14 protein-coding genes are annotated in these 18,212 nt (G+C 46.0%); 5 read left to right on the top strand and 9 right to left on the bottom strand.

What is annotated here, in order from left to right; all coding sequences use genetic code 11:
- Window positions 1–37 precede the first annotated feature (37 nt).
- From AACV12_RS10155 to tesA, 3 genes are all read right to left on the bottom strand, one after another.
- Window positions 38–1,948 carry a sensor domain-containing phosphodiesterase gene (locus AACV12_RS10155; RefSeq protein ID WP_170900288.1) on the bottom strand — a complete coding sequence of 637 codons (1,911 nt, stop codon included), beginning with the start codon at window positions 1,946–1,948 and terminating at the stop codon, window positions 38–40.
- A gap of 200 nt (window positions 1,949–2,148) precedes the next feature.
- A complete protein-coding gene (gene fabV / locus AACV12_RS10150; protein ID WP_170900287.1) occupies window positions 2,149–3,348 on the bottom strand; it encodes an enoyl-ACP reductase FabV in 1,200 nt (399 codons plus the stop codon).
- Window positions 3,349–3,429: 81 nt separating this feature from the next.
- The gene (gene tesA, locus AACV12_RS10145) at window positions 3,430–4,032 is read right to left on the bottom strand and encodes a multifunctional acyl-CoA thioesterase I/protease I/lysophospholipase L1 (protein ID WP_170900286.1); all 603 of its coding nucleotides are present in this window, start codon (window positions 4,030–4,032) and stop codon (window positions 3,430–3,432) included.
- Between tesA and AACV12_RS10140 the strand changes: the two genes are divergently transcribed.
- From AACV12_RS10140 to AACV12_RS10130, 3 genes are all read left to right on the top strand, one after another.
- Window positions 4,031–4,705: an ABC transporter ATP-binding protein gene (locus tag AACV12_RS10140; protein WP_170900285.1), complete on the top strand. Its 675-nt coding sequence runs from the start codon at window positions 4,031–4,033 to the stop codon at window positions 4,703–4,705. The genes tesA and AACV12_RS10140 overlap by 2 nt on opposite strands.
- A complete protein-coding gene (locus AACV12_RS10135) occupies window positions 4,705–7,146 on the top strand; it encodes an ABC transporter permease (RefSeq protein WP_170900284.1) in 2,442 nt (813 codons plus the stop codon). The genes AACV12_RS10140 and AACV12_RS10135 overlap by 1 nt, the downstream gene beginning before the upstream one ends.
- Window positions 7,147–7,421: 275 nt before the next feature.
- Window positions 7,422–8,903, top strand: a complete 1,482-nt coding sequence (locus tag AACV12_RS10130; RefSeq protein WP_445286166.1) for an FAD-dependent oxidoreductase — start codon at window positions 7,422–7,424, stop codon at window positions 8,901–8,903.
- Between the two features lie 44 nt (window positions 8,904–8,947).
- On the opposite strand, the gene AACV12_RS10125 is transcribed toward AACV12_RS10130, so the two are convergent.
- Genes AACV12_RS10125 through AACV12_RS10115 form a run of 3 tightly spaced genes read right to left on the bottom strand, consistent with a single transcriptional unit; the run spans window position 8,948 to window position 11,390 of the window.
- Window positions 8,948–9,892, bottom strand: coding sequence for a biotin-dependent carboxyltransferase family protein (locus AACV12_RS10125; RefSeq protein ID WP_445286165.1), 945 nt, complete (start codon window positions 9,890–9,892; stop codon window positions 8,948–8,950).
- Entirely contained in the window at window positions 9,874–10,593 is a 720-nt protein-coding gene (locus AACV12_RS10120) for a carboxyltransferase domain-containing protein (protein ID WP_170900281.1), read from the bottom strand. The genes AACV12_RS10125 and AACV12_RS10120 overlap by 19 nt, the downstream gene beginning before the upstream one ends.
- Before the next feature lie 53 nt (window positions 10,594–10,646).
- Window positions 10,647–11,390 (bottom strand): 5-oxoprolinase subunit PxpA, encoded by a 744-nt coding sequence (locus tag AACV12_RS10115; protein WP_026027410.1) that lies wholly within the window; start codon window positions 11,388–11,390, stop codon window positions 10,647–10,649.
- A gap of 208 nt (window positions 11,391–11,598) precedes the next feature.
- Between AACV12_RS10115 and galE the strand changes: the two genes are divergently transcribed.
- Entirely contained in the window at window positions 11,599–12,615 is a 1,017-nt protein-coding gene (gene galE, locus AACV12_RS10110; protein ID WP_029189705.1) for a UDP-glucose 4-epimerase GalE, read from the top strand.
- Window positions 12,616–12,710: 95 nt separating this feature from the next.
- On the opposite strand, the gene AACV12_RS10105 is transcribed toward galE, so the two are convergent.
- Both AACV12_RS10105 and AACV12_RS10100 read right to left on the bottom strand, forming a co-directional pair.
- Complete coding sequence (locus tag AACV12_RS10105) at window positions 12,711–14,138, bottom strand: methyl-accepting chemotaxis protein (protein WP_026029078.1); 1,428 nt, start codon at window positions 14,136–14,138, stop codon at window positions 12,711–12,713.
- Window positions 14,139–14,324: 186 nt separating this feature from the next.
- Window positions 14,325–15,542, bottom strand: coding sequence for an aromatic amino acid transport family protein (locus tag AACV12_RS10100; protein WP_017047351.1), 1,218 nt, complete (start codon window positions 15,540–15,542; stop codon window positions 14,325–14,327).
- A gap of 607 nt (window positions 15,543–16,149) precedes the next feature.
- On the opposite strand from AACV12_RS10100, the gene AACV12_RS10095 reads away from it, so the two are divergent.
- Entirely contained in the window at window positions 16,150–17,415 is a 1,266-nt protein-coding gene (locus tag AACV12_RS10095) for a DEAD/DEAH box helicase (RefSeq protein ID WP_017047353.1), read from the top strand.
- Window positions 17,416–17,425: 10 nt separating this feature from the next.
- Here AACV12_RS10095 and AACV12_RS10090 read toward each other — a convergent pair whose 3' ends face one another.
- Window positions 17,426–18,136, bottom strand: a complete 711-nt coding sequence (locus AACV12_RS10090) for a TetR/AcrR family transcriptional regulator (RefSeq protein ID WP_013867941.1) — start codon at window positions 18,134–18,136, stop codon at window positions 17,426–17,428.
- Window positions 18,137–18,212: the final 76 nt, after the last annotated feature.

Genomic DNA, 18,212 nt, shown 5'->3' with positions numbered 1-18,212 from the left:
CACTGAGAGTAAAGACATGATAAGGGATTCCTTTATCCTACAAAACCTTTGTCTCGGCAGGGCGTGCATAATTTTGGTTCAGTAGCCCAGCCTCAAACTCGTCACAAGGCATTGGTTTACCATAGAAATAGCCTTGACCAAACTCACACCCTTCACTGATGATAAAGTCTTCTTGGCTTTGATTTTCAATCCCTTCGAGGATCACTTTCAGCTTTAATTTTTTGGCAACGTGAATGATTGAGCGAACAATTTCTTTATCTTCCTCACTTTGATCCAATTGATGTACAAAGCTTTTATCTATTTTTATGCAATCGAAGGGAAATTTTTTCAAATAGCTGAAAGAGGCGTAGCCCGTGCCGAAATCATCAAGTGACAACGTCACACCTAGTTGGTGTAGAATTCGCAGTGTGTTGCGAGCCACCACTTCATCCGCAATCAAACAGCTTTCTGTTACTTCCAACTCTAAGTACCGAGCTGGAAGTTGGTAGGTGTTCAGTAGCTCACGAACTTGGTCTGCGAATTGGGCATTCTTCAATTGGACGGCTGAAACGTTAATAGCCATTTTGAAATTATCGACCTGTTTTGCCCATTGGCTCGTTTTTTCGATGGCCGATCGCAGGACAAAGTTACCCACTTCAAAAATCAGTCCATTTTGTTCGGCCATGTGAATTAAGGTTTCATTGGATATATCGCCCAATACGGGGTGCCGCCAACGTAGTAGCGCTTCTGCCCCCGTCCAGCGATGAGTGGTTGGAGAGACCTTAGGTTGAAAATAGAGCATGAGCTCATCGTTGCGCACTGCTCGTAATAAGTAGCTTTCTAATTGGTTGATTTGCCGGAGTGAGTCACTGAACACTTGCGAGTGATAGCAAAACTTATGACCGGAATCTTTGCAAGAGACCATGGCAGCAGAAGCTTGTTTGAGCAGTTCTATAGCATTGTCAGTGTCTAAACTCGTTGCAATACCAATATAGGAATGAAGATGAACATTATGGTCATCGAGCTTAAATTCAGAATGCCCGATTTCGACCAATTTATGGCACAACTTTTCCAAGTGACGCGCTAATAGTTTTGTTTTGACGATCAAGACTAAATCTGTCGACGTGGGTCGAGCGGTCAATATTTCAATTTTATCGCAGCGTCCTAGTCGCTCACGATATCGAGCGATGACTTGATCCCATGCTCGGTAGCCAAAGTGAGATTGAATATGACGAGCATTAGTGAAACCAATATGAATGGCGGCAACTTCGGTGTGCTGCTTTGTTGCTTGTAAAAGGCTATTTTTGAGCTCCAGTTCAAGTGCGTTGCGATTTAAAAAACCTGTGCTGATGTCATGCCACTTTTGATATTGAATCTGTTGTTCTGCGGCGCGGCGTTTATCGATTTCTTGCGTGAGCGAGTAGTTGAGATCAGCAAGATCTTGTGTTCGGTTATCGACGCGAAGCTGAAGCTCATCATTGAGCTGCTGAAGTCTTACCTGTTGGTATAAGGTGGTGAGCTGGGATTCAATGGTATCGCGAAAACTTTCCAGTAACTGCCGATAGGTGGGGCTAAAATGGTTCTCCTTGCTATCGAGTACGCAAATGGTGCCAAACATATCACCATTCGGCCACTTTAATGGGATGCCACAATAGGCAATCATGCCCAGTGGTACATCTGGATTATGCATCCATTTTTTATCGGCTAAAGCATTCGGGACCAATAGTTCCTGCTGTGTTTGCATCACAGTTTCACAGTACAGACCTTGTCCTAAGGGTTCTTTATGTCCGGTTTGATAGGGGTTGTCGACGTTGGTATTTTTACAGAATATTTCGAGTTTTTGCTGGCTAGCACGCATGATTAATGCGCTCGGGACGTTTAAAATTTCAGCGAGTAAATTCACAATGCGCTGCCATCCATCCATCATTGAAGAGGGGATGAGCATCTCATGTGTCTTTATTTTCGACATATTATCAAATTCCTTTGGACGACAAAGCTTAAAAAAGCCGAGCATTCATTGCTCTAGACTGACGATGACAAGATCCGCTCCTATGACCATAGTATGGTATTAAGAATAAGAACGCGCCGCCAATGTAACAAAAAAAAGCCCCAATAAAATATTGGGGCATTGAGATAGTTAGCTGTGTCTCGTAAATGATACGGAAGGAGTTAATCGGCTTGCTTGATATAATGGTCGATATTAATTTCTTGAGCATAATCAACACAATCAAAGTCGAAGCCATTGAGCTGCATGAATTCTTGCTTAAAGCCCTTGTAGTCACCTAGTTGCTTAAAGTTGTGCTGATCCATTTTCTCCAGTAAATCGGCCACTTTTTGCTGAGTATCTGGGTTGAGCTCCCAGTCGTCCATACGGATCAGTCGTTCGCCATCAACGGGTACTTTGCCTTTGCTAGAGAGTTTTTCGCTAAACAGACGCTGCATTTGCTCGATACATCCTTCGTGCGTCTCTTTTTCTTTCATCACCTTATACAATGCGACAATGTAAGGGCTTAAATTGGGAATGAACACGCTCGCCTTCGTGACTAAAGCTTTGCAAACAGTTGCGTAAGCCCCGCCGCCATAGTTAGACAATTTTAGGTTGAGAGAGTGGCTGGTTTGGTGCAAATCAATTTTGGCGCGCCCCAGTGTACCGTCAAGATAAATGGGGTGAGTAATCTGAGGGCCGATGTATGAAAAAGCAATGGTTTTACACCCTTGTGCAATCGATTCAGTGTTGATCAGCGTATCTATCCAGTTTTCCCAATCCTCGCCACCCATCACTTTCAGTGTACTTTCGATCTCTTCGTCATTTGCAGGGGCAATGGTGGTTTCTACCCACGTATCGTTTTCTAGTAATATCGTCGCACCAGAAACGGCCTCACCAATCGGTTTGATGGCGGAGCGCCAATACTGATCTGAATTGGGTTTTGGTCTCATGCCGCTGGCGATACTGTAAATGACTAAATCGACTTCCCCTTCAAAATAGGTCTCTATCGCTTCAATCACTTGCTCGCGTACTGATGGTGAAAAAACATCCCCATCGATATTGACGGCGACTCGACCCGCTTGCTCGGCCTGTTGTTTAAAAAAGAGATTGTTGTACCAACCAGCACTACCAACCCCTTTTTCTGATGGCGTTTTTTCAAAGGAAACGCCAATCGTATCGGCTTCTGAACCACCAAAGGTTAGGGCAATGCGGGCGGCGAGCCCAAAGCCTGAAGATGCGCCTAAAATGAGAACTCGTTTTGGCCCGTGAGTGATCGGTATGCAAGATTTTACGTAATTAATCTGTTGTAACACAGCTTGTTCGCATCCGAGTGGATGAGCAGAGCGAGCGACCACACCTTTGATCACAGGTTCAATGTGCATAGTTTGTACCTTTGCGGTTAGGGGAATGGTCTAAAAAATATCGTAAAACTAGGTAAAGTTCATTGAGCTGAGGCATTAAAATCAGAGATGCTCTGCTAAATGTTGCGCAACAAAATTGGCGATCCACGGCTGAGCGTCGACCGTCGGATGTAAGCCATCAGCCATCATCCACTCGGGTTTAATGATCACTTGCTCTAAGAAAAAGGGCAGTAACGGCACAGTGTGTTGGAGGCTAAGCTCAGAATAGAGGCTATAAAAGGCATCGCTGTAGCGTTTGCCATAGTTTGGTGGAATGCGGATCTGCATCAAAAGAGGGGTTGAGCCTGCTTTTTTTATTTGGCCAATGATGGCGGTTAAATTGCTGCTGATCAATTGAGGTGGAAAGCCACGCAATCCGTCGTTCGCACCAAGCTCAATAAGCACTGCATCAGGGGTATGCAGGGTGAGTAGTGACGGTAAGCGGGCTAGGCCATTGCCCGTTGTATCGCCAGAAATACTGGCATTAATGACATCAATGTCTGATTTACCTTCAGCTTGTAACGGATTAGGTAGCAAGCTAGGCCAAGCTTTTTCAATCGGCATTTGGTAACCGGCGCTTAAACTATCACCCAATATCAAGAGTGTGGTACTACTAGCGCTAGCTGAGAATAATAAAATACAAATCAAGGAAAGAAGTCGAGTCATGCAAACATCCGTTATTAGAGCACATTCATTATCTAAAACAGTCTCTACCAATCAAGAGCATTTAACAATCCTAAAAGAGGTAAACCTAGAGATCAAAAGTGGTGAAAGCGTGGCGATAGTCGGAACGTCTGGTGCAGGGAAATCAACCCTGATGACGCTGTTGGCTGGGCTTGATACGCCGACACGCGGAGAGGTAGAGCTATTGGGCCAGCCATTGTCTCAACTGGATGATGAAGGACGTGCGGCGATCCGCAGTCAATCTGTTGGCTTTGTGTTTCAAAGCTTTTTGCTGATCCCAAGCTTGTCTGCGTTAGAGAACGTGACGCTACCTTGTTTGTTAAAAGGCGAAAAAGAGGATTTGGATCGTGCTAAATCCTTGTTGACGGCCGTTGGTTTATCGCATCGAATGCATCACTCTCCTGCACAACTTTCAGGGGGCGAGCAGCAACGAGTCGCGCTAGCAAGAGCCTTTATGATCAATCCGAAAGTGCTGTTTGCCGATGAGCCTACTGGCAACCTTGATCAAGAAACCGCGGCAAAAGTGGTTTCATTATTGTTTGAATTAAATAAGCAGCACGGAACGACCTTAGTGCTGGTTACCCATGATCCCGCTCTTGCGGCTCAATGTGATCGTATTTTCCACATGCAAGCTGGTATGTTGGAGGAGCGGTAATGAGCGAGATGTCGAGCCGTTCACTCAATAAACGATTAATTCGCTGGAGCTTAGGTGAAATCCGCCACGGACAGCTATGGCCTATTTCAGTGGCGTTAACCTTGATCATTGCTTGTATTTTTGCGCTGACTGCCTTAGCTGAGCGTATGGAGCAAGTGATTGTTAAACAAGGTAAAGACGCACTCACTGCCGATAGTGTGTTTGTTTCCGCAAACCCACCCCCAGCGTCATTGCTCGATCAGATCGAGCGCTTGCAATTGCCGTCTTCACAACTTACGCGTTACGCGACAATGGCATTCAGTGAGCGCGGTATGCAGTTGGTTACTGTTAAAGCGGTGGATAGTGCTTATCCGCTACGCGGTGAAATGCGTCTTTCTGATGATGTGACGACATTTCAGCACCTTGCGCCGAATCAACTGTGGTTAGATGAACGAGTGTTTGCGCAATTAGACGTTCAAATTGGTGATCAGGTCACGCTGGGCGATGCCGATTTTACGGTATCGGGACGCATCCTTGAGGAGCCGGGACTCAGCTTTAATCCGTTTCAACAGATGCCCGCGGTGTTGATCCACCAAGACGATGTGGCTCGTACTGGTGCACTTCAATTGGGGAGCCGAGTGCAATTTAGCGTGTTCATTAATGGTGATGATGGACAGATTGAAGCAGTAAAACAGCCCGTTACTTTAACGCCTAGCGATCGTTGGCGCGACCGAAATAGCGCCAGCCGAACGAATGAGGTTTTTGAGCGGACAGAGCAATATTTGTCGTTAACCGTAGCGATTGTGATCATCATGGCGGCAACCACATTAGTCCTGACTTGTCAGCACTATGTTTCTACGCGGCAAAAAACCATCGCCATGTTAAAAAGCCTTGGGGCGAGCAAACGTTGGATCCGCCAATGGTTGTTCGTACAAGTGGTGATTTTGTTTGTTTCTGCTGCGGTGCTTGGGGTATTGATCGGCATTGGCCTAGAGTCTTTATTACGCGTGCCGCTGGTGGATTTATTGCCTACGCCTTTACCGAGTTATGGCGCTAAACCCGCTTTTATTGCGCTGATGGCGAGTGTATTGATCGCTTTTCCTGCACTCGGCATTCCTTTACTGCATTTGCTAGATACCAGTGCGCTCAATGTCATGCAAACAGAGCGAGCGAAACCGAATCATCGCCGTAATGGGTTGCTCATCTTGATTCCGTTAGTGCCGATGCTGTGGGTTTATTGGAATAACCTCTTAGTGTGGATTGTGTTGGCTGGGATAGTGACGCTTTTTGCAGTGCTTGCTGTGGTCAGTGTTTTGGTGGCTCGTAGTTTAGGACGTCTTCCGCTCTCTACCGCGCTTAAATTAGCGCTCAGCCGAATCAATCGTTCGGCAATCACGACCGGAGTCCAGTTCGGCGCGTTAGGACTATCGTTAATGTTATTGGCGATCATCTGGTTAGTGCGTACCGATTTACTCTCTGATTGGCAGCGAACCTTACCCAGCGATGCTCATAACGCATTTGCACTCAACATTTCACCAAATGAAGTTAACGATTACCTTAACACGTTAGACAGCGCCAACATTGTGCGTTCGCAAGCCTATCCGATCATCCGAGGGCGTTTATCGACTATTAATGGCATAGAGGCCAAGCAACAAGCTCAAGGTGAAGAGGGGAGTGATGCGTTGAGGCGAGAGCTCAATTTCACTTGGGGAGAATCGCTACCCAGCAACAACCAACTGACGGCAGGAGCGTGGACAGAGCAAGGTGGCGTTTCGGTTGAATCCGACGTTGCTCGTGATTTGGGGCTGAAACTGGGTGATAGTTTGGGGTTTGTGATCAATAGCCAAACCGTGGAAGCGAAAGTAAATTCCATTCGCCAAGTCGAGTGGCGAGAAATGAAGCCTAACTTCTATTTCATTTTTACCCCAGACCTATTGCAGGAGATCCCTGCCACGTGGCTGGTGAGTTTCAGAGCGCAAGATCAAGATAACGCCTTGCTTGCCACCCTTGCTCGCACTTACCCTACGGTCAGTTTGATGGATATCCGGGCAATGGGCGATAAGATTAAAACTTTGCTGACGCAAATTATCTGGTCAGTGACAGTGCTGGCCGCAATGGGCGTGATTGCTGGTATTTTGCTGATTTTTACTCTGCTGCGTTTAAGTTTAAGCCAGAGGCAACAAGAAATTCGCTTATACCGCACTTTAGGGGCCAGCAAGCGCCGCGTCGAGCAAACTATTTGGGCTGAATACGGTTTGATGGCGCTCATTGCCGGAGTCGTCGCAAGCCTTGGCTCTGACGCGGTGGTGGCCAGCGTCATGAAGTTCGGTTTTGAACTAGAACCTATGGCGCATTACAGCATGTGGTTGGTGCTACCCTTGGCGACGTTTTGCACATTATCGCTGGTCGTGAGTAGTTTAATTAAGCGGCTGTTAACCCCTATAAATAAAGACTTTAACTAGCGGTATCCATAATCCCAGACGGAGTTATCCACAAAAACAGTGGATAAAGTTTGGGATAACTCGACGGCTTGATAACGGCCTATTTGCGCTTAGCCCCGTAGTTACCTTGGGTTGCGCAGTTTTGTTATTCACAAGGTTGAAAAAACGTCGTTTTGGCTTTATTGAGTCAAGCAATTTTTTAAGTTATTTGTCGATTATGCGTATTGCTTGTTAGTCGTAAAGCAGATAAGACCACGTGAAAAATGTGATTTTAATAACGCTTTACAAGCTTTAGAATGCATCCGGGTTTTCCAGAGTACTCGTATCTTATGTCATATAAAAAGTTCAATACAGATTCTCCATGTGTCGCAATTATTGGTGGGGGTGTGGCTGGTGCCACTGCCGCCGTTCATATGGGAGAACTGGGGCTCAATGTGCTGCTTTTGGAGAAAAGCGCCGGTCTCGTCAATGGGCCGCCGATTTGCCATCTGCACGCGGGCGGTAACCTCTATCGCGAAATTTCGCAGCAGCAGTGTCTTGAGTTACTTAAGCAGTCGATTGAAACCGTCAGGCTCTATCCCCACACGCTGAATAAGCGACCGACTGTGATTGCTGTTCCGCATAGTGATGGCGGTGAGCCGCAAGCCTTATTGCCAAGGCTAGAGCTTATTCAGCGCAGCTATCAACAATTGGTTGATGAAGACCCACGTAATCAGCAGCTTGGTCAACCCCAAGAGTATTTCAAACTCTACAGCCGTGAAGCACTGCAGGTATTAGCAACTCAGCAACAGAGTGATCAACCGACATCATTCGATGATTGGGTGATCCCTTTTGCTCAACATGCAGATTTAAATCAGTTGAAATACCCAGTCATTGCGGTGCAAGAATACGGTTGGAGTGTTTTTCGGCTGGCGGCCAGTGCTGAGCTTGCGTTAGCGGCGATGCCTCATTGCCAAGTTTTAACGCACGCTCAATTAATCAAATCTGATTTTATTGATGAGCAATGGCAGCTCGTTTATCTGGATGCTCAAAAGCATGAACACGTTATTCATGCAGATTATTTAGTCAATGCATGTGGTTATGAAACGGGAATAGTCGATGATTTGGCTAAGGCTCCGCGTCAACGCTTGGTGGAATTTAAAGCGGCTTACGTTACCCGTTGGGCAGAATGCGACCAGCAATGGCCAGAAGTGATTTTTCACGGGCCAAGAGGCACCCCACAAGGAATGGCTCAGCTAACACCGTATGCTGATGGTCTATTTCAGTTGCATGGTATGACTGAGGGAATCACGTTATTTAAAGATGGGTTAGTGGCCTCGCAAGCTGGATCATCACAGCCCGTATTGCCTGATTATCTCGAACGCAAAATTAAGAACGGTTGGCAACAGGACGCACTGCAAGAGCGCAGTGAACGAGCCATACACCACATGAGTCAGTTCATCCCACACTATATTCAAGCACAAGTGGCTGGTAAGCCACTGTTTGGTGCGCAGCAAATTCCCGGCCAAGATGCCACATTACGAGCCGCTGATGTTACGTTTGAAGCTCATAATTATGCGCGAATCGAAGTGGTCAAAGGTTCATCCGCGTTGGAAGCGGCAACTAAAATTGTTCAGCATTGGCAGTTAGTTAATGATGAAGATTTGCTACAATCGATAGAAGTTCGTCACCCAATCAGCATGAGTTTGTCTCTTGAACAGGTGGAAGAGAAAGCCATCGCGTTAGCTAAGGCACGCGCTTATCCTGAAGAATTAGCAAAAATTGTCGGTATGGTTTGATTGGTGACACCTTGCGGTTTTCTAAAGGAGCAAGGTGATAGTCGTTAGTAGCCGAAATAATGCGCCCATTGGCACCAAACCTCTTGCAGGCCTTGTATATCACCTTTGACAAAACGTATTTTTTGCCCCGGTTTTGCTTGTGCCAAACGGGGCAGATCAATGCGAGCCACACACCCTAACTTAGGGTAACCGCCGATGGTTTGGCGATCGTTGAGTAAAATGATCGGTTGGCCATCTGGCGGGATTTGAATCGCCCCCAAAGCAATTCCTTCCGATAAAATAGGTGTCGCGGGTGGGGTAACCGTATCGCCATTAAGACGATAGCCCATGCGATCGGCATGCTGACTGACAGTGAAGCTGGTTTGATAAAAGCGATCGAGTTGCTGCGATGAAAATTGCAGGGCTTGGTAGCCTTCAATGACGCGTAATTTAAGTGGCAGATTATAATCAGGCTTATAACGAAAAGTGATGTGTACGGGTTTGTTATCGATAGCGTGTGGATTAAAGTGCAGTGAATCGCCCGCTTGCAGTGGTACGCCGTTTTGCGTTAACCCACCAAGCTGTTCTTTGGGTACGGTGGCAACACTACCTAAATGATGAGGCACAATGAACCCTCCGCGCACGGCCAAATAAGCTCTTAAGCCATTTTTGGCTAGGCTAAATTTCAGTGTTTGCCCGGCTTGCGCGCTAAAGCTTTGCCAATTACCAATCAGTTTTCCATCTAACGTGGCCGATAAATCACCACCTGCAATTGCCAGCATACATGGGTGTTCAACATGAAATTCCGCCTGACCAAGCGTGATTTCAAGCGTTGCTAAATTGACTCGGTTACCCAGTAAATGGTTGGCCCAACTGTAGGCGTAATCATCGACTGGTCCTGATTGAGTAACACCGATATGACTGAGACCAAAGCGGCCAAAATCTTGAATTAAGCTCAGTTGACCGGGTTTTATCACCTGTAGTAGGGGGCTCATGAATGGTGCTCCCACTGCGCGGCTAATTGAGGTATTTCTCCTCCTAATGATAAAAATTCCTCGCGAGTCACCGCTGTAAACTTCACTTTAGTTCCAATCGAAAAAGGCGTCATTGGTGTTTGATTAGGAGAAAAGAGCGCACGGGGGCAATTGGCGATGATATTCCATCCTCCGGGAGAGTTGTTCGGATAGACGGCCGTTTGCTGTTCTGCAATCGCGACGCTGCCTTTGGCCACACTAAGGCGTGGGGTGGCATGGCGCGGTAAGCGTAATTGTTCATCTACTTCAGCCATAAAGGCAAAGCCTGGTGCAAAACCGACGGCACAAACGGTGTAGACCGTTTGAGTGTGCAGCGCGATAACTTGTTGCGTGGATAAACCAAGCGTATGGTAGCGCTTCAAATCTGGGCCGACACTTTCATCGTAGTAAGCGCCAAGCTCAACCAAATTGTGGGTGGCTTCCACAGCTAAAGATAAGGCTGCGATCGCTGTGATCAATTGCTGCTCTAGCTCCCTTTGACTTATACGATAAGGAAGGTAATCGATCAAAATGGTAGTGTAAGAAGGGGTGACATTCATCAGGTAAGCAGAAAGCTGCACCATGATCTGTTGCGCAATTTGTCCGATATCGAGTGACAGATCGGCCGATGGCGAATGGTTAAAACGCAGTAAGAGGCTGCATTCCGCAACGGGTTCAATGCTGTAGTTCAATGCCACTTAACACTCCTTGTGATGACGTTGTGGCTGCTAGGAGATATACGAGTAATGGTTCAACGCTCTCGTAGACAAATTCGGATTTTCTCTATCAGTTCAATCGCTGCCGGATTATCGCCATGCACGCAAATCGTATCGGCTTCGATAGGGATCACAAAGCCATCCGAACTGGTCACTTTTCCGTAATCAACCAGTTGTTTAATTTGATTGATGATCGCCTCTTCATTAGTCAGCACCGCATTGGCTTGGCCTCTTGGAGTGAGCATACCATTAGCGAGATAAGTTCGGTCGGCAAAGGCTTCAAACAGCAATGGCACGTCATAAATATCGGCGATATCAAGGTAATCTTGGTTATTGCCTGAAGCTAAGATCATCAAGGGCACATTGAAGCAAGAAACTGCATCGACCACTGCGCGAAAGACAGATTTGTCACGCATCATATCGTTATATAAAGCCCCATGAGGTTTAACGTAGCTTATCTCGGCATTTTTGCTCTCACATAATGCCTTGAGTGCGCCAATCTGGTAAATCAGTAACTCGCATATCTCTTCTTCGCTAAAACTCATTGAACGACGACCAAAACCTTGCAAATCGGGGTAACCCGGGTGAGCGCCAATCATTACATCAAATTGAATCGCCAGCTCAATCGTTCGGCTCATCACGTGTGGGTCAGAGGCATGAAAGCCACACGCAATATTGGCCATGTCAATCCAAGGCATCACCAACTCATCAGCGCCCATTTGCCATGCACCGAAGCTCTCGCCCATGTCACAATTGAGAGTGATTGTTCTTTTTGTCACAGGTTGCATCATCCTTGAGTGTCCATGTTGAGTAACTTGCCGTAATCAAAAGCAATATACAGTGATCCGATTCATTGTTTGGCGATAAGTACGGGCCGAAAGAGAGCGAATTGGCCTGATAGACAAACATTAAAGCAGATTGATTTATAAGTGAAGTTTAGGTTGAAAGTCGTTAAACTTGCACAACCAATGTCAGAAGGTAAAAACAATGAAAGTATTAGTGACAGGCGGGATGGGGTATATCGGTAGCCATACCTGCATTCAAATGATCCACGCCGGTATGACACCCGTAATTTTTGATAACTTATACAATAGTAAAGCATCGGTTTTAGAGCGCATCGAAAAAGTGTCCGGTGTGAAGCCGCTGTTCGTCCATGGTGATGTACGCAACCAAGCACAACTGGTTGAAGTGATGAAAGCGCAAAATATTCAAGCGGTGATCCATTTCGCAGGCTTAAAAGCAGTCGGTGAGTCAGTAGAAAAACCATTGGAATATTACGATAACAATGTTAATGGCACATTGGTACTGGTGGCGGCCATGCGTGAAGCTGGCGTGAAGGCACTTGTTTTTAGTTCATCTGCAACCGTATACGGTGACCCAGCCTCAGTGCCTATTACCGAAGATTTCCCAACCAGCGCGACCAACCCTTATGGCCGTAGTAAGTTAATGGTTGAAGAGTGCTTGGCCGATTTCCATAAAGCCAACCCAGATTGGAGCATTACACTGCTGCGCTATTTTAACCCTGTAGGTTCACATCCATCAGGCGAGTTAGGTGAAGATCCACAAGGTATTCCGAACAACCTAATGCCTTTTGTCTCGCAAGTGGCCGTGGGTCGAAGAGCATTTCTCTCTGTTTTTGGCAGTGATTACCCAACTAAAGACGGCACAGGGGTTCGCGATTATATTCACGTAATGGACCTAGCCGATGGTCATATTGCTGCGCTGGAAAAAGTAGGCCAACAAGCAGGCTTGCACATTTATAACCTAGGCACAGGAAATGGCTACAGTGTACTAGAGATGGTGAAAGCGTTTGAACAAGCGTCAGGTAAAAGCGTGCCGTACCAATTGGTCGAACGCCGCGCTGGTGATATTGCGGAGTGTTGGGCAGATCCAAGCAAAGCGATGGCGGATCTAGGTTGGAAAGCGACTCGCAGCCTAGAAGCGATGACACAAGATACGTGGCGTTGGCAGTCAAATAATCCACAAGGTTATCCTGAGTCTTAAGCTCTAGCTTCAACTTCTCTGCGATGAATGAAATAAATAGCCAGTCAAATGACTGGCTATTTTGATCTGACTTGGTTACTCAAGCAATCCAATGATCAGTTAGTCCGATAACGGCTTAAAATTTCACCAAGGTTGCGCGAAGCGTTTGCAAGGCTAGCGACACCTTGCGATGAGGTTTGCGCAACACTGCGAATCGCATTGGATTGTGTACGAATATCACTCAGCTCAGCAGCAATATCATTAGCAACGGCGCTTTGCTCTTCGGCTGAAGTTGAAATTTGAATACTCATGTCATTGATCATTTTTGCTGATTCAGCAATTTGATTGACGTTATTGCCGATGTTAGCGACTAAATCACTACTGGTTTGAGCTTGACTAACCGTTTGCTCAGTAATGCGTGCGATATCTTGACTTTCGGTTTGCAGCTTCTCAATCATGGATTGAATTTCAACAGTAGCCGCTTGCGTGCGGCTAGCTAAGGTACGAACTTCATCAGCTACCACGGCAAAACCGCGCCCTTGTTCACCAGCACGTGCCGCTTCTATTGCAGCGTTCAGTGCCAATAAGTTCGTCTGTTGCGAAATGGCATTGATGGTGGTGATCACATCGTTAATCTGAGCTGTATTTTCATTCAATGTAGACACCGAATGAGAGGCTTGTTCAATGAACTTTGACAACTGGGAAATTTCATTAATCGCTTGCTGAACTAGTTGTGAGCTCTCTTCCGCTTGTTTTGAATCTTGCTCGGCTTGCTGATTGGCTTGTTGGGAAATTGTGGAGACTTCTTGCGCCGAGGCCGTCATCTCTTCCATGGCCGTGGCGACGGAATCCAAGGAAGCGTATTGGCTACTGATTTGTTGCTCGCTCTCTTTCATCTCATGGGCAAAAGAGCTGGATGTCTCACCGAGAGTGGTGGCGTTTTGTTTTACTGAAACTACCAGTTCGGTCAAGGTGTCCATGGCGTTATCGAGCGCGCAGCCGATGGTACCAAACTCATCTCGACCGGGATGAAAACCTAATCGTGAAGTTAAATCACCTTTTGAAATTTTCAAGGTTGTTGTGTACAGCACCCACAATGCACCGCCAATAAAAGTAGCGACCCAATAGAGGAAAATAGCAAAAGGGATTGCCCACAAATAGCTCAACAGAAAAGTCGAGAGTGCCGATCGCTGAGCGTCTTTTTCAAGATAAGAGAGATTCTCTGTCAGTGCGTAAACTTTGCCATCGCTGTGTTTTGCTGTGGCGGTAATCACCCCTTTTTGATAACTAGTTGCGGCTAAAGAATGGCGAGTTTCAACCGCTGAAAGGGTTTGTGGATCTGCGCCGCTGGCAAGCAGACCTTGCAGTTTGTACTCAACGGCCAACTTCGATTGCGCTTCTATCTGGGCCAGTGAATCAACATAGCGATTTCCTGCGACAAAGCTTAAAGCGGTGAGGAATAAAGCGAAGATCACCCACATCTTGTCATTAATTGACATTTTAATGAACACGCGGTCAATCGTCCTGAACTGAACTTCTTTCATTGCTGCTCCGATATGCAAAAAAGTAATAGTAAATTTTATAAATATACTAAGGCTAAATGTGTGTGTTCGTGCAGAATTTTATGAAATGAATGTTGACTTAAATATCAAGATTGAGACTTTGATCTTATTTTAGGTTAAAAAAGTGGGGAGAGTAATATTACTCTCCCCACTTTTAACTTTAATTGATTAACCCAGAGCGGGTAGTACACCAAGGCTAATAAAGATTTGCGAAGTGACGATCATCAAACCAATGGTTGCTGTCATGGTCAGAGCCAGTTTGCCGCCTCTGACTTGATATTGTGTTCCACCCTGCGGTTGGAATACTTGGTTTGAACGCACTTTAATCACCATCACAATCGGTAAGAATATGGCCAAAATAGTCAATGCAATAGCCGCGTAACCGAGCGCCATAATAAAGCCTTGAGGGTAAAATAGCGCAAAGACTAATGGTGGCAGATAGGTGATGACGGAGGCAGCCATACGGTGCAATGGAATGTTCTTTTTCTTAATCGTATCGCCCATGAATTCAAACAAGCCCAAGCTTACGCCTAAGAATGACGTCAAAAGTGCAAGGTCGGCAAACACGCCAATAATGCTGCTTAAATTGGATTGATGAACGGTTTGCCCTAATGTCACAATTAGCGCACTCAGGCCGGAATTCTCAACCAGCTGAGGTTGGCTAACGACACCTAACGTGACGATCTGCCAAAAAATGTAAATAATCAACGGGATAGCAGAACCAATTAAGATGGCTTTGCGCAGCGAAGGGGTGTCGCCATCTAAGTAATTCACAATCGCCGGAATACTGCCATGGAAACCGAATGAGGTGAAAATGACGGGAATTGCAGCAACGATTAAGCCTTGCTCAAGTGGCATACTAAGCAAGTATGACTGAGAAACATTAGGTGCAAGAAATGAGAGCACTATAATCATCGCGACCATTTTACCGGCAAACAGCAGGCGGTTCACTTTATCAACCGTGCTGGTGCCGATCGTCACCACAAGTGCAACCAGTAAAGTAAAAAGCAAGGTGCCTAGCGGATTGCTGATCTCAATGCCAGCAAACTCTGTCAGGCGATGAGTGAATTGTGCGCCGCCACCGGCAATGTAAGCTGCACAAAGCGAATAGAACAAAAATAGCATAGCAAAGCTCGCTACCCATTTTCCTTTTTGCCCTAAGATCTGTTTAGCCAATGTATGTAAGGTGGCGTCTTTGTCTGCATATTGATGGATTTCAACCATTAACAATGCAGTGAAAGCCATTAATGCCCAGAGGGCGATCATAATCAGTAATGATGTGCCAAAGCCGATACCTGCAGAAGCGAGCGGTAGAGCTAGCATGCCTGCACCGATAGTGGTCCCTGCGATGATCAAAGTACTGCCGAAAATCTTTGATTGAGTCATGGTGTAAAGTTCTTTATACGTTATGTTGTGTTTCAGGGAGTGATATATATGAATACAACGGGGTGTTGACCATTAATCCACTCATTTTGGGCTATATTGTAGAACTTCGGATTCATTTTCAACAGCTTTGTAAAAATAAAAATCCATGAGTGTATTTTTTTGTTTACATGGCAAGATGGCGGCTAAATAAGAGTGGTCGAAATCGTTTCGCTGTGATAGATATTGTGGTGATGATTAATTTGACTATTCGCTTTCAAAAAACTGTCATATAAATCATTTAAAAAGGATCTTGCGACGTGATAATCCCGTCTCAGTAAATATCAAAGGAGGTCGATTAATGAGTGACCAATATAAAAACGATGAGTGCTTAGAGTGGCTCGACGCCATGGAGATCGGATTTGATTTATCCGATTATGACTCTGTATCTCATGAATGCTCTGAACAGAGCGCAGAATAGTACCAGCCAGCAGCCTATGCTGGCTATGCTCCTTACATTCCCCCCTCGTGTATCAATTCCTTAACACTATTGATTTCCGCTGATTTTGAATAGGCGATTACCTTGCGCTTTGTTACAATCCGCGCCCTGATTTCCAATAGGTAAGCTGCAATGTCTGATACTGTGCACCCATTCCAACGTTTAGGACTTTCAACCACATTAGTTAGCGCTCTGCAATCTTTAGGTTTTGAACAACCGACGGATGTTCAATCTCAAGCTATCCCGCATGTTTTGGCTGGTAAAGATGTCATGGCTGGGGCGCAAACGGGTACCGGCAAAACGGCAGCTTTCGGTTTACCTATTTTGCAACGTTTTCTTGATAACCAAGCCGAGCGAGAAGCCAATAGTAAAGTTGTGCGCGCGCTTGTTTTGGTTCCGACTCGTGAGCTGGCTCAACAAGTGTTTGATAGCTTAAGTGCTTATGCACAAAGTACTACATTGAAGATTGTCACCGCGTATGGTGGAACCAGCATGCAAGTGCAAACACGTAATTTACGTGGCGGTGCGGATATTTTAATTGCGACGCCTGGGCGGTTAATTGACCATCTGTTTGTGCGCAACATTATCCTGACGCAAACCGAAGTGTTGGTGTTGGATGAAGCCGATCGCATGCTCGATATGGGTTTTTTGCCTGATATCCAACGTATTTTGAAACGCATGAATGATGAACGCCAAACGCTGTTTTTCTCGGCCACCTTTGATGACAAAATCAAAGCATTAGCACACAAAATGATGCGCGACCCTGTCGGCGTGCAAATTTCACCGGCCAACGCGACCGCTGATACTGTAAAACAGATCGTTTATCCAGTGGATAAAAAACGTAAAAGCGAGTTATTAGCTTATCTAATTGGTTCACGTAATTGGCAGCAAGTCTTGGTATTTACCAAAACTAAACAAGGTAGCGATGAGCTAGCCAAAGAACTGAAGTTGGACGGCATCAAAGCGGCCTCGATCAATGGCGATAAAAGCCAAGGGGCGCGCCAAAAAGCATTGGATGATTTTAAATCAGGTAAAGTTAGAGCGTTGATCGCTACCGATGTTGCAGCTCGTGGAATTGACATTCAGCAACTTGAGCAAGTGGTTAACTACGACATGCCCTATAAAGCGGAAGATTACGTGCATCGTATTGGTCGCACAGGCCGGGCCGGGCTAACGGGTTTCGCGGTCTCTTTGATGAGCCGAGATGAAGAGTATCTGCTTGAAGCGATAGAGGCCTTACTCAATCAACGCCTGCCACAAGAGTGGTTAAAAGGGTTTGAGCCGAGTTTGTTGGAAGCCTTACCGACTGAGCGTAGCAGCCGTAAACCTAGCCGTTCAGCGGAAAAAAGAAAGATGAAAGCAAAACTAAACATCCATGCAGGTAGAGGTAAGCGATAAAGCGCCCGCTTTATCTGGCCCAGTCACATTCAATATCATACAGCAACTCATTGATGGAGTTCGGACAGAGCGTCTGAGCTTCGTCGATATGGAACTTGGCGATCATCAAGTCATTAAAGAGTTGCCAATGTTTTAGTAAGCATTGGTTCACATCTTGAGTTTCATCTGACCATGTTTCTTTTAAAAATGGCGTGAGGCTCGCCGCGCCGTGCGCGTACATGATCATCTGCCATTTTATCTCCCACACCTTTATTGGTGTGGCTGAAAATTCACGGTTGTATTGCTCGGCAAGTTGTTCGACGAGCTGCTCAATTTCACCTGCACTGTCGATAAAATAATCAAACAGAGCATCTTCTTGCCTTACCGCATCGGCGATCAGTTGAATCGGCTGTTTGACGGTCAGCATATGCGCGAGCAGCCGTACAATGAACAAATACAACTGCACGTTGGCGGGGGTGTTGGCTGGGATCTCTTTCAATATATGACGTAAATAATTCTCCATATAAAGATGGAGACCATCGCTGATACTGCGCCATATTTGCTCTTTACTACCGAAATGATGACGCAGCAAACTGTGCGAAACCCCAGCTTTTTCGCTGATCGTTCGTAATGACACTCGTGCATAACCTAGCTCGCAAAACAGATCCGCAGCGACCACTAGAATGTCTCTTTTGGTTTTTTGGGCATCAGTGGCACTTCGGCGGCCTTGTCTTTTGGTCATTTTTTAACTCGTCTCATTTTTTAACGAGCGCAGTTGTACCAGATTTGAGAGGTAGTTTCACGGAAAAAACGCTTTG

It is taken from the genome of Vibrio sp. 2-2(8) (assembly GCF_963888495.1).
GTDB classification, from domain to species: domain Bacteria; phylum Pseudomonadota; class Gammaproteobacteria; order Enterobacterales; family Vibrionaceae; genus Vibrio; species Vibrio anguillarum.
Note: the sequence above shows the minus strand (reverse complement) of the source record. Positions and strands in the feature narration are given on the sequence as shown.

What these genes read in the sequence shown, in the direction of transcription:
- AACV12_RS10155 (WP_170900288.1), bottom strand. Translation starts at nt 1,948, where the DNA reads ATGTCGAAAATAAAGACACATGAGATGCTCATCCCCTCTTCAATGATG.
- fabV (WP_170900287.1), bottom strand. Translation starts at nt 3,348, where the DNA reads ATGCACATTGAACCTGTGATCAAAGGTGTGGTCGCTCGCTCTGCTCAT.
- AACV12_RS10140 (WP_170900285.1), top strand. Translation starts at nt 4,031, where the DNA reads ATGCAAACATCCGTTATTAGAGCACATTCATTATCTAAAACAGTCTCT.
- tesA (WP_170900286.1), bottom strand. Translation starts at nt 4,032, where the DNA reads ATGACTCGACTTCTTTCCTTGATTTGTATTTTATTATTCTCAGCTAGC.
- AACV12_RS10135 (WP_170900284.1), top strand. Translation starts at nt 4,705, where the DNA reads ATGAGCGAGATGTCGAGCCGTTCACTCAATAAACGATTAATTCGCTGG.
- AACV12_RS10130 (WP_445286166.1), top strand. Translation starts at nt 7,422, where the DNA reads ATGCATCCGGGTTTTCCAGAGTACTCGTATCTTATGTCATATAAAAAG.
- galE (WP_029189705.1), top strand. Translation starts at nt 11,599, where the DNA reads ATGAAAGTATTAGTGACAGGCGGGATGGGGTATATCGGTAGCCATACC.
- AACV12_RS10105 (WP_026029078.1), bottom strand. Translation starts at nt 14,138, where the DNA reads ATGAAAGAAGTTCAGTTCAGGACGATTGACCGCGTGTTCATTAAAATG.
- AACV12_RS10100 (WP_017047351.1), bottom strand. Translation starts at nt 15,542, where the DNA reads ATGACTCAATCAAAGATTTTCGGCAGTACTTTGATCATCGCAGGGACC.
- AACV12_RS10095 (WP_017047353.1), top strand. Translation starts at nt 16,150, where the DNA reads ATGTCTGATACTGTGCACCCATTCCAACGTTTAGGACTTTCAACCACA.
- AACV12_RS10090 (WP_013867941.1), bottom strand. Translation starts at nt 18,136, where the DNA reads ATGACCAAAAGACAAGGCCGCCGAAGTGCCACTGATGCCCAAAAAACC.